Origin of the sequence: Myxococcus virescens, assembly GCF_900101905.1 — a bacterium.
Classification (GTDB): domain Bacteria; phylum Myxococcota; class Myxococcia; order Myxococcales; family Myxococcaceae; genus Myxococcus; species Myxococcus virescens.
On the sequence record NZ_FNAJ01000003.1, the window covers coordinates 634,031 to 645,476 of the forward strand.

The window sequence follows — 11,446 nt, forward strand, 5'->3', positions numbered from 1 at the left end:
GGGGGTGCCAGGCGCGTCACGGAATGGTTAATCCTGCGAGCCTGACGTGGCGTTCGAGGGGGGAGGGACCAGGTGGGCGGGAAACGCTTTCCAAGGCTGTTTCTGGCGGGAGTCGCGGGGCTGGTGGTGGCGTGTGGTGGCGACTCCGGAAGCCGTGGCATTCCGGACCCCACCAGCGAGCCCCCTGACAACGGGACGCTTCCCGACGCGGGCCTGCCCTCCAACAGCACGGACGGAGGGGCGACACCCGACGCGGGAACCGGCCCGGGTACCCCTGACGGCGGCGAGCCCGATGGCGGCCCACCGCCGCAGACCAACCTCTGCGCGCCCACCGCGGGCGAGCCTCGCTGGGTGCTCGAAGGCGAGCCCATCTCCGCCACCGTGACCTGCACCACCGGCCATGCCGCGCCCGACACGCGCTTCATCGTGGACAACCTGCCGCCCGGCGCCCGGTTCGATGCGGCCACGGGCACCCTGAGCTGGACGCCCGGCAAGGACCAGGCCGCCGTGTGGCACCTCACGCTCCGGGAAGAGAGCACCGGCGAGACGGGCACGCTCAAGGTCGGCGTGGCGGAGAACGAGTCCGCGCCCGGCAACGTCCCCATCGTCGACCCGGCGGCCTACACGGAGGAGTTCGGCCTGCCGGTGTTCCACCTCTCCTACGAAGGCGGTTTGACGGCGGGCGGCTACCGGCCGGTGCAGCTCGTCTACCGGGGCCAGCGCTTCGACCTGGAGGCAAAGTACCGGGGCGCCACCTCCAGCGTGTTCCCCAAGCGCAGCCTCACGCTGAAATTCCCGGACGAAAACCTGTTCACCGAGCCCGTCTTCGGAAACGGCTTCGAGGACCGCAAGCGCGTGGTGCTCATCACCACGTTCAATGACAACTCCTACATGCGCTCGCGGCTCGCCTTCGACGTGTGGAGCCGGATGAGCCCGGGCCATATCCACCTGCGCACCTACAGCGCGGTGCTCTACGCCAACAACAAATACGTCGGCCTCTACACGGCTGCGGACCACGTCAACAAGCGCCTGATGGCCGCGCACGGCATCGACAAGGACGCGGACGCCTTCAAGGCCGTGGACCACCGCGCCAACTTCTCGCGCCTGCGCAAGGACGGCACGCCCAAGAGCAGCCTCCACGAAGGCTTCGAGAAATCGGAGGGCTCCCCGGAGGAAGGCGAGCCTGGCGCGTTCGCCCCCCTGGAGGCGCTCACCGCATTCATCGCAGACTCGAACGCGGACGCCTTCCGCGCCGGCTTCCCGCAGCGGATGAATGCGCGGGACTACGAGGACTGGTGGATCTTCAACACGCTCATCCTGGGCGTGGACTCGCAGGCGAAGAATGCCTACCACGCCTACGACCCGGCCACCGGCGGCCCCTGGCGCTTCATCCCCTGGGACTTGGACGCGAGCTTCGGGCAGTCCTACGACACCACCCGGACCTCACCCACGGCGCGCCCCACGTTCCGCGAGGACAACCTGCTCTTCCAGCGCATGCTGGCCGACCCCACCATCGCCGGGCCCATGCGCGAGCGCTACCGGGCGCTGCTGCGCGACACGCTGAACGTGGAGGTCATGCAGGCCCTCATCGACGGCTACGTCCAGGAGACGGCGCCTTCCGCGCGGCGTGACTGGGCGAAGTGGGGCGCCAAACACCTCGCCTTCGGCGACCCGAACGACCCGTGGGGCGGCCATGGCAACTTCCCCCACTGGCACACGCGCCAGGACTTCAACTCCTACGAGGAGGAAGTCGAGTACGTGCGCCAGTGGATTCTGACCCGCTGGGGCGCGCTGGAGAGCCAACTGCCCTGAGCAGGCGGGTGTCCCCTCCCTCGGTGGAGGGGACACTCGGACGGCGGCCTAGAACGCCGCGGAGCCCGGCACGCGCGGGTAGGGAATCGCGTCCCGGATGTTCTGCAGACCGCACATGTAGACGATGAGCCGCTCGAAGCCGAGCCCGAAGCCCGCGTGTGGCACGGAGCCGTAGCGCCGCAGGTCGCGGTACCACTGGTAGCTCTCCGGCTTCAGGCCGAACTTCTGGATGCGCTGGTCCAGCACGTCCAGGCGCTCCTCGCGCTGGCTGCCGCCGATGATTTCGCCAATGCCCGGGGCGAGCACGTCCATGGCGGCGACCGTCTTCCCGTCATCGTTCAGGCGCATGTAGAAGGACTTGATGGCCTCCGGGTAGTTCATCACCACCACCGGCCGGCCCACGTGCTCCTCGGTGAGATAGCGCTCGTGCTCCGTCTGGAGGTCCTTGCCCCACTCGGGCGCGAACTCGAACTTCTTCTTGGCCTTCTTCAGGATTTCGACGGCCTCGGTGTAGTCGATGCGCTCGAAGCTGGAGTTGATGAACTTCTCCATGCGCTCGGTGACGCCCTTCTGCACCCGCTCCTCGAAGAACTTCAGGTCCGGCGCACAGTCATTGAGCACCGCCTTGAAGACATACTTGAGGAAGCGCTCGGCCAGGTTCGCGTCCTCGTTGAGGTCCGCGAAGGCAACCTCCGGCTCGATCATCCAGAACTCGGCCAGGTGCCGCGTGGTGTTGGAGTTCTCCGCCCGGAACGTGGGGCCGAACGTGTACACCTTGGACATGGCCAGGGCGTAGGCCTCCGCGTTGAGCTGGCCAGAGACGGTCAGGTACGCCTCCTTGCCGAAGAAGTCCTTGTGCCAGTCAATCTTCCCGTCCGGCGTGCGCGGCGGATTCACCGCGTCCAGCGTGGAGACGCGGAACATCTGCCCGGCGCCCTCCGCGTCGCTCGCGGTGATGATGGGCGTGTTGACCCAGAAGAAGCCCTCCTCGTCGAAGAAGCGGTGGACGGCCTGGGCGGCGCGGTGCCGCACGCGCGTGACGGCGCTGAACGTGTTGGTGCGCACGCGCAGGTGGGCCACGTCGCGCAGGAACTCCAGCGTGTGCTGCTTGGGCTGGATGGGGTACGTGTCCGGGTCGTCCACGAAGCCCAGCACCTGGACTTCGTCCGCCTGGACTTCATAGGCCTGCCCCTTGCCCTGGGACTTCACCAGCGTGCCCCGGCTGATGACCGAGCAGCCCGCGGTGAGGTGCAGGATTTCCTTCTCGTAGTTGGGCAGCGAATTCGGAGCGACGACCTGGATGGGGTCGAACGTCGACCCATCGCTGACGTTGACGAAGCTGATGCCCGCCTTGGAGTCGCGGCGCGTGCGCACCCAGCCGCGGACCTCCACCTTCGTCCCCTCCTCCACCCCTCCCGCGAGGGCCTTCTTCACACTGACGACCTGCATTGACGCTCTCCCTTGAGCCGTTTCGGGGACTGCGAGTTAGCCGGGCCCCGGCCCCGAGGACAAGGGCGCTGTGCCCCAAGCCTCGCAACCCGGGCCGCCCGGCGGCGCTTCTGGGGGCTCCAAGCACCCCGCCAGACCGCCTGAAACCCGGCCAACCGTGTCAGACCCCCCAGGTATCTTTCTCCCATGGTCGCCCGAAAAGGGGACCAGCGATTCCACGAAACCCTCACGTCCCTCGCGGGCTTCACGGCCTGCCCTGGCCGTGCCCTACCTGGAGAGTCACATGGCTACTCGCAAGACGTCCAAGCGCAACGTTGTCGCCCGCAACCGCTCCACCGAGGCCACCAAGGCCGCCTTCGAGGAGCTCGCTCGCAAGGCGCGCAACAAGCCCATCGTCTCCACCAAGGAGCAGGACGCGCAGGAGGCCCACGCGAAGAACGTCCTCGCGGACGTGTCCAGCCTCACCGCCGAATCCGCCGTGAAGAAAGTCACGGAGGCGGGCCTCACCATCAACAAGACGCTGGCCGGCATCAACGAGCAGGTCATCTCGCTGGTGGAGGAGCTGAAGCAGCTCGACGAGGCCATCCAGCTCAAGACGGAGGAGCTGAACGGGCTGCACGGCAAGGACGTGGCCGCCAGCGCCATCGACGTGCTCGTGGCCGAGTACGACAAGAAGAAGGCCGAGCTGGAAGCGGAGATGGAGCGGCTCCAGAAGGACATCGAGGACACCCGGGCGAAGGCCGCCGCGGACCAGTCCGCCGAGCGGCAGGCCACCGAGGTTGCCCGCAAGCGCGCCGAGGAGGAGTACGCCTATGACACCCAGCTCCAGCGCAAGAAGGAGCAGGATGCCTTCGCCGAGTCGCTGCGCCAGCAGGCCGCCACCGAGCGCGACCGCAAGGAGAAGCTGGAGAAGGATTGGGCCACCCGCGAGGACGCCCTGAAGCAGCGTGAGAAGGAGCTGGAGGACCTGCGCAAGCAGGTGGCGGACTTCCCGCTGGTGCTCAAGAAGGAGACGGACACCGCCGCGGCCATCACCGGCAACCGGGTGAAGTCCGAGTGGGAGCTGAAGCTCACGCTCGCCACCAAGGACGCGGAGACGGCGCAGCGCGTCGCCGCCATGGAGATTTCCTCGCTCAAGGAGACCGCCACCAAGCAGGCCCAGGCGCTCCAGACGCTTCAGACGGAGCTGGCCGAGGCCAAGCGTCAGGTCCAGGCCATCGCCGAGAAGGCGCTCGAGTCCGCGTCCGGCGCCCGCGCGCTGGCCGAGGTCCAGGGCGTCATCGCCAGCCGCGACTACAGCAAGGGCAAGTAGCCCGGCGCGGTGGACTCCCTGGCGCCGCGCCCTGTCGTGGCGCCGCCGGGGAGTCTCGGCTCACGGCTTATTAGCGTCATCCCTGGTGATGACAGGATTTGAGCGCTGCTAGAGTCCCAGCATGGACAAGACTCCCGGCGGGACTCCGTTTCCCACGCAGCTCCTCTATGAGCGAATCGGCGGCTATTGGCTCACCCAGGTCATCGGCACGGCGGCCCGTCTGGGAATCGCGGACCTGCTCTCCAAGGGCCCGCGGAGCAGTGGCGCGCTGGCGGACGAGCTCGGCATCAGCGCGGACGGCCTGTACCGGCTGCTGCGAGGCGGCATCTCCGCGGGCATCTTCCAGGAGGTTGGTGAGCGGACCTTTGCCCTGACGCCCATGGGCGAAGGGCTCCGCTCGGACATCCCCGGCTCGCTGCGGGACGTGGCCATCGCGCAGAGTGACCGCGCCCACTGGCTGCCCTGGGGCCAGCTCACCGAGGCCGTTCGCACCGGGAAGTCCACCGTCCGCGAGGCACTGGGGACGGACATCTGGGAGCACTTCGCCAAGCACCCCGAAGAGGCGGCGCACTTCGCCCGGGCCATGGGCAACCTGTCGGCCCTGGTGGCCCACGAGCTGACGCAACAGGTCGACTTCTCCCCCTTCGCCCATGTGGCGGACATCGGCGGCAGCCAGGGAGCGCTGCTGGCGCGGGTGCTGCGCGCCAACCCCTCCTGCCGGGGCATTCTTTTCGACCTGCCGCACGTGCTCGAAGGCGCGAAGGCCCCGATGGAAGCCCAGGGCCTCCATGGACGGGTGGAGCTGGTGGGCGGCAGCTTCTTCGAGCCGGGCCTCCCCTCCGCCGAGGCCTACCTGCTCAAGCACATCCTTCACGACTGGGACGAGGACTCCGCCGCCGCCATCCTGCGGAACATCCACGCCGCGGCGCCCGCGGGAGCCCGGCTCTTCGTGCTGGAGCTGGTGATGCCCGACAACCAGACGCCCTCTCCCGTGCCCCTGATGGACCTCAACATGATGGTGCTGGTGGACGGACGGGAGCGCACGGCCAACGAATTCCAGGCACTGCTGACCCGGACCGCCTGGGAGCTGGTGGGCATCCGCCCCACCCAGGCCGGCACGAGCATCATCGAAGCCGTGAAGCGCTGAGCTACGGCGCGACCTGTTCGCGGAGGAGGAAGAGCTCCGCGAGCAGGTTGTCCACCGGGGCGAAGTCATCCGTGAGCAGCAACGCGGGGCCCGCGGCCAGATAGGCGTCAATCTCCGCGCGAGGCACCCGGCCCGTGCGCGGCTGCTCGATGCCCAGGCCGCGCAGCAACTCCGGGAGGCGCTCCAGTTCCATGGGTTGCGCCGAGCCCGCGACGATGTAGACCCCCTGCCCCTTGGAGCCACTGCGGGCGTCGTGGAGCAGCTCCACGTGGGGAAAGACTTCCTGCATCGTCCGGAGGGCCGAGCGCAGGAAGGAGCCCCGAGGAATCTCGTCGATGACGGTCAGCAGGTAGAGGCCGTCCGGCTTGAGCAGCGAGCGCACCAGCATGTCGTACTCGCGCGTCATCAGGTGGTAGGGCACCGACAGGTCGTTCACCGCGTCCTGGACAATCAAGTCGTACGCGCCGCGCTCCGCCATCTCCTGGAGGTACTGCCGCCCATCCAGGCTGAAGGAGGCGATGCGCGTGTCCGGCTTCACGCCGAAGCGCTCCAGCGCGATGCGCGTCACGGCCGGGTCTATCTCCACCACCTCCATCCGCACCTGCGGGACGTAGGTCTCCACCCAGCGCGGCACCACGTACCCGCCGCCGCCAATCACCAGCACCCGGGGCTCCGCGGTGCGCGCGGCCACGTGGCGCACCACCTCCGAGTGGATGTACCCGTGCGGGTAGCCCAGGTACGACGGGTCCTCCAGGTCCACCATGGTGTGCGTCAGGTGGTCCAGTTGCATGGCCAGCAGCCGCCGGCCGTCATGCTCCACCTGGTTGACCTTGATGCAGAAGTAGTCCGTCTCCTCCGTGCACGGCGACGCGAACAGGCCCAGCGCGCCGAACATGCCCGCCAGCGCGAGCGTGCCCGCGGTGGCGCCGACGAAGAGGGGCCGCCGCCACACCTGCCCCACGAAGGCCGCCAGCGCCACCAGGCCCAGGCTGGCCCCCATCACCAGCGGGTAGACGCCCACCTTCGCGATGAGCCACCAGCCGGTGAGGAACGAGCCCAGCAGCGCGCCCGCGGTGCTCCACGCGTACAGCCGGCCCACGGTGCGCCCCGCCCGCTCCACGTCCGCCAGCGCCAGCCGGAGCACCTGGGGTGACAGCGTGCCCAGGGCCGTCACCGGCAGCAGGAACACCGCGGCCGTGTACGCGACGATGCGCGACTGAAGGCCCAGGCCGTCGAAGTGGCCCTTCAGCACCAGCCACTGGTGGATGGGCGGAATCAGCAGGCAGCTGGCCGCCGCCAGCAGCATGGAGCCGGCGAGCACGTCCTGCCGGGGCCACCGGTCCGCCAGGTGGCCGCCCACGAAGTTGCCCAGCGCCATGCCCGTCAGCACCACGCCGATGATGCCTGTCCAGCTCAGCAGGGAAACGCCCACGGTGGGCGCCAGGATGCGGCTGGCCGCCAGTTCGATGGCGAGCGTGCAGAAGCTCGCGCTGGCCACCAGGAAGCACGCCAACACGGGCCGGGTGCGCAGGTCCACGCCCGTCGAGGACGGCGCGGCATCCGCTGCCCCCACGGCGCCGGCTGTCGCGGGGGCCGCCGGTTCCACGGGCGGCGCGGACACGGAGGCCTTGGGCAGCGCCAGCAGCGAGCACAACAACAGCGCGCCCGACACGGTGAGGACGATGGTGGGCACGGGGAACCACGCCACCAGCACGAAGCCCGTGAGGAAGTTGCCCGCGAGGCTCCCCAACGTGCCCAGCGCGTACAGCAGGCCCACGATGCGCCCGGCGCGCCCCAGGTCCGGCAGCAGCAGCCGGAGCGCCAGCGGCGTCACCATGGCCAGCACGAAGCTGACGGGGAAGAAGCCCAGGAAGGTGAGCAGGAAGGTGCGCGGCAGCACGGGGATGGGCCGCAGCGCGGCGCCATCCCCCAGCACGGCCACCCATCCCAGCGGCAGGAGCGCGAGCACCGCCCCCAGCGCGGTGAGGCCCGCAAGCCACCGGAACGACGCGCCCCGCTCCGACAGCCGGCCCCCGGCGTAGCTGCCCAGACTGATGCCCGCGAGCACCACGCCGATGATGCTCGTCCACGTGTGGAGCGAAGCCCCGATGAAGGGCGCCAGCAACCTGGCGGCGGCCAGCTCCAACACCAGGGTGGCGCAGCTCGTCACCAACACGAGGAGGGCAGCGCGAAGCACATCCAGACGAGACGCGGGGAGAAGAGCCATGCGGTGGCGGCGACTGTACCACCCCCATCCGAGGCGACCATCCGTGCTGGCGGGAATCACCCGAGGTGCGGGAAGTCGCGCCCGGCACATACGATGGCGCCCTGGAGGACGGCGACTTCCTCCTGGTGGGCCTCATCCGCACCGGCCCCGAAGCAATTTCGCAGACCCCGTCGATCCGTTGGAGGCCCTGACCGCATGGATACCGAAGCGCTCGCCCGAATCCCGGGCGTCAACCCGAACGTCCCCAATGCCGCCCGCATCTACGACTACACGCTGGGAGGCACGCACCACTTCGAAGCCGACCGGCAGGCGGCGGAGTACATGTTCTCGCTGGTGCCCTCCACCCGGAAGTGGGTGCGCATGCTGCGCGCCTGCCTGCGCACCGCCGCGCAGCGCCTGGCGGCCGACGGCTTCCACCACTGGGTGGACTTCGCGTCGGGACTGCCCACCGGGGACCACGTCCACGCCGTGCTGCCAGACGCTCGCGTGCTCTACAGCGACGTCAATCCGCTCACCATCACCACCGCCCACCATCTGCTGGGGGACACGCCTCGCGTCCGCTACATGGAGTGCGACATCCGCCAGGCGGGCGCCTTCCTGCGGCGGCCGGACGTGAATGCCTTCCTGGAGGGAGAGCGCCGCGTCGCTTTCGGCGCCAATGGCATCACCGTGTTCCTGTCCGCCGAGGAGAACCGCCAGTTCTTCCGCGACCTGTACGACTGGGCGGCCCCAGGCTCGAAGCTGTTCACCACTTTCGAGACGAAGTCACCGGACCTCAGCACCCCGAAGTGGGAGCAGTTCGTCGGTACGTTCCGGCAGATGGGCGAGTCCTTCCAGCTCTACTCCCTGCCCGAGTACCTGGACCTGTGTGGCCCCTGGGCCCGGGATGCCGCCGGCGTGCTGCCCGTGCGCGAGTTCCTCGGGCTGCCCCCGGAGCACATCACCGACGAGGACCGTGAGGGCGTGGGCATCGAGTTCTACGCCGTCGTCCTGGAGAAGCGCTGACCGTCCCCACCGGGTGGAGCGAGCGTGCGGGCAGGCGCTCGCGCCCATCCCCGTCAGGGCAGCGCCACGGCACGCCTCCCTGCCGTCTGCCTCCCCAGCGACGCGTGACTACCGTCTTTGCAGGCAACACGCGCACACGGAGAGGAGACGGAGCATGTTTCAATCGAGAAGGCGTCGGGTTCTTGCGGGCGTGATGATGGGAGCGGCCCTGTCGGTGGCGAGCGTTGGGTGCAGCTCGACGCGCTCGGCGAAGGTGGACGAGTCGTGGCTGGCACGGGTCCCCGAGAACCAGTTGGGCGACGTCCACGAGGCCCAGGCACAGCGGCGCATGGCCCAGGACGCGGTGACCCGCTCCGACGTGGCCCTCAAGGATGCGCGCCGGGAGCTGGAGGTGGCCAAGCGCAACGAGGACGCGGCCAAGGCCCGCCGGGAAGCGCATAACGAAGCGCTGAAGGCCGCCAACGCCACCGGACAGAGCAGCAACATCACCCAGGCGCAGGCCGAGCTGAAAGACGCGGACTCGAGCATGAGCGCGGCCCAGGCCCAGGTGAGGTACCGCGAGCACGCCATCAAGACGATGGAGGCCCAGAAGGAGCTGCGGGAGAGCGAGCTGGCGGTGGCCGACGCGAAGCTCCGCCAGGCCGAGTACGAGGCCTTGAAGGCGAACCAGGACGTACGCGCCCAGAATCTGTCCGAGGCCGACTTCGCCTCCGCCACGGCGGACGCCCAGCGCAAGGTGGAGGAGTCCCAGCGCAAGCTCCAGTCGGAGCAGCAGCAGGAGCGGCAGGCTCGCGCCACCTGGGAGCGGATGCGCAACCAGGTGCAGGGCTACGGCGGCAGCGGCATCCAGAAGCAGCGCAATCCGTAAGTCACCGCGACCACCGGCCCGACCGAGCCAGAACAGGCACGGCCGGGGCCGGGGCTCACTTCGGCGGACGGAAGACGTACTGGAACACGGGCGTGTCGGGCCCCGGCGGGTACTGCGCATCCATGAAGGCGAAGTGGGCGTGGCCGGTGATGACGGCCTCGTTGAGGCTGTCGTAGAGCACCGTCACACCGGTGGCCCGGCCGGACGCGTCTACCTGGACTTGAACCTTGAGGTTGCCCTTGATTCCCGGCGTCTGCTGAAGCCGGTTCATGTAGAGCGCGACCAGGCCCAATGACACCCGGTTGTATATCTGGTCCTGGGTCCCCCGAGCGGGCTGGGACGGCAGCCGGAAGTGGCGCACCAGCGCGGCGGCTTCGCTCTCCGCCTCGGCGACCCGGCGCTCGGGCGCCGCCAGCGCCGCGCGGTAGGCGGCCAGCGCATCCTGGTGACGCGCCTGCTTCAACACCAACCGGGCCCGCAGCACGTGGATGTCGGCGCGGGCGGGCGCCCGCTCGGAGGCCTTCACCAGGTGGGTTTCGGCCGCCTTGGAATCTCCGCGCGCTTCGGCCAGCTCGGCCAGGCGAACCAGCGGCTCCGGGTCTTCTGGCGCGGCGGCGACGAGCCGGACCAGGGCCTTGTCCTCCGCGTCGGCGCGGCCCAGCTCCCGGTACAACCGCGACAGCAACCCCAGGGCCGCAGGCTCCACGCCGCCCAGCTCCGCGTAGCGCTCCAGCGACCCGGCGGCCTTCTCTTTCTCCGAGGCGGCCAGCCACAGGTCCGCCTGGAGCCGGTGTGCTTCTTTGTCCCGAAGCTTGAGGGCCACGAGCTTCTCGCCCGCGGTCGCCGCCGCACGCACGTCGTTGGCTGCGCGGGCCAACTGCGCCAGCTTCCGCAGCGCCTCGGGCTGCTCGGGCCACGCCTCCACCGTCCGCGTCAGCTCCGCGCGCGCGTCCGCTTCCCGCTCGGGAATCCCCGCCAGCAACATGGCCAGGGACGTCCGAATCTGCGGCGCATCCAGCTGGGCGAGCGCCTCACGCAGCCGGACTTCCGCCTCCGCGGGCTTGCCCTCCGCCTGGAGCAACACGCCCTGCGCCCACAGCGCTGGTGCGAAGCCAGGGGCCTGCTTCAGGGCGGCGGCGATGGGCGGCCGCGCCTCCGCCAGCAGCCCCCAGCGCACGTAGATGAGCCCCATGCCCACGAAGGGCCACGGATTCTCCGGGTCCAGGGTGGAGAGCGCCTTCAGCTCGTTCCAGCATGCGTCCGAGGGAAAGGTGAGCCACGCCCGGTACATCCGCGGCATCAAATCCCCGGGCCGCGCCCGTGACTGCGCTTCCAGCTCGCTGTCCATCGCGCTGGCACGGCCGCGTGCCCGGGCCGTCTCCAGTTGCCGCAGCGTCGCCATGACCTCTTCGGGAGGAGGCAAGCCCGGGCGCACCACCGCCCCCCGTGCCGGCGCGGCAAGCACGAGCAACATGAGGCACAGCGGAAGCGCGAACGAACGGGAGGCCATGAGGCGCGCGGACGATAGCAGACGCCCGCCCAGCAGAGGCTGCCTGCTCCCTTGGCAGCACGAACTCAGTGATTTCAGGGAAGCCCCGCTCCGGAAGGACGAACCTTCCGGAGCGG

8 protein-coding genes are annotated in these 11,446 nt (G+C 69.5%); 5 read left to right on the plus strand and 3 right to left on the minus strand.

What is annotated here, in order from left to right; genetic code table 11:
• Positions 1-72 precede the first annotated feature (72 nt).
• Positions 73-1,812 (plus strand): CotH kinase family protein, encoded by a 1,740-nt coding sequence (locus BLU09_RS12930; protein ID WP_090489717.1) that lies wholly within the window; start codon positions 73-75, stop codon positions 1,810-1,812.
• 48 nt (positions 1,813-1,860) lie between these two features.
• Here BLU09_RS12930 and asnS read toward each other — a convergent pair whose 3' ends face one another.
• On the minus strand, positions 1,861-3,261 hold the full coding sequence (gene asnS / locus BLU09_RS12935; RefSeq protein ID WP_090489719.1) for an asparagine--tRNA ligase: 1,401 nt from the start codon (positions 3,259-3,261) through the stop codon (positions 1,861-1,863).
• Positions 3,262-3,544: 283 nt separating this feature from the next.
• Between asnS and BLU09_RS12940 the strand changes: the two genes are divergently transcribed.
• Together BLU09_RS12940 and BLU09_RS12945 are read left to right on the plus strand one after the other, a co-directional pair.
• Positions 3,545-4,573 carry a coiled-coil domain-containing protein gene (locus BLU09_RS12940; protein ID WP_090489721.1) on the plus strand — a complete coding sequence of 343 codons (1,029 nt, stop codon included), beginning with the start codon at positions 3,545-3,547 and terminating at the stop codon, positions 4,571-4,573.
• A gap of 121 nt (positions 4,574-4,694) precedes the next feature.
• Positions 4,695-5,720, plus strand: a complete 1,026-nt coding sequence (locus BLU09_RS12945) for a methyltransferase (protein WP_090489723.1) — start codon at positions 4,695-4,697, stop codon at positions 5,718-5,720.
• Position 5,721: 1 nt separating this feature from the next.
• On the opposite strand, the gene BLU09_RS12950 is transcribed toward BLU09_RS12945, so the two are convergent.
• Positions 5,722-7,947: a fused MFS/spermidine synthase gene (locus BLU09_RS12950; RefSeq protein WP_186817850.1), complete on the minus strand. Its 2,226-nt coding sequence runs from the start codon at positions 7,945-7,947 to the stop codon at positions 5,722-5,724.
• Positions 7,948-8,142: 195 nt separating this feature from the next.
• On the opposite strand from BLU09_RS12950, the gene BLU09_RS12955 reads away from it, so the two are divergent.
• Both BLU09_RS12955 and BLU09_RS12960 read left to right on the plus strand, forming a co-directional pair.
• A complete protein-coding gene (locus tag BLU09_RS12955; protein ID WP_090489725.1) occupies positions 8,143-8,952 on the plus strand; it encodes an SAM-dependent methyltransferase in 810 nt (269 codons plus the stop codon).
• Between the two features lie 193 nt (positions 8,953-9,145).
• The gene (locus tag BLU09_RS12960; RefSeq protein ID WP_244171670.1) at positions 9,146-9,820 is read left to right on the plus strand and encodes a hypothetical protein; all 675 of its coding nucleotides are present in this window, start codon (positions 9,146-9,148) and stop codon (positions 9,818-9,820) included.
• 55 nt (positions 9,821-9,875) lie between these two features.
• Here the strand turns inward: BLU09_RS12960 and BLU09_RS12965 are convergent, their stop codons facing one another.
• Positions 9,876-11,330 (minus strand): tetratricopeptide repeat protein, encoded by a 1,455-nt coding sequence (locus tag BLU09_RS12965; RefSeq protein WP_244171671.1) that lies wholly within the window; start codon positions 11,328-11,330, stop codon positions 9,876-9,878.
• Positions 11,331-11,446 lie beyond the last annotated feature (116 nt).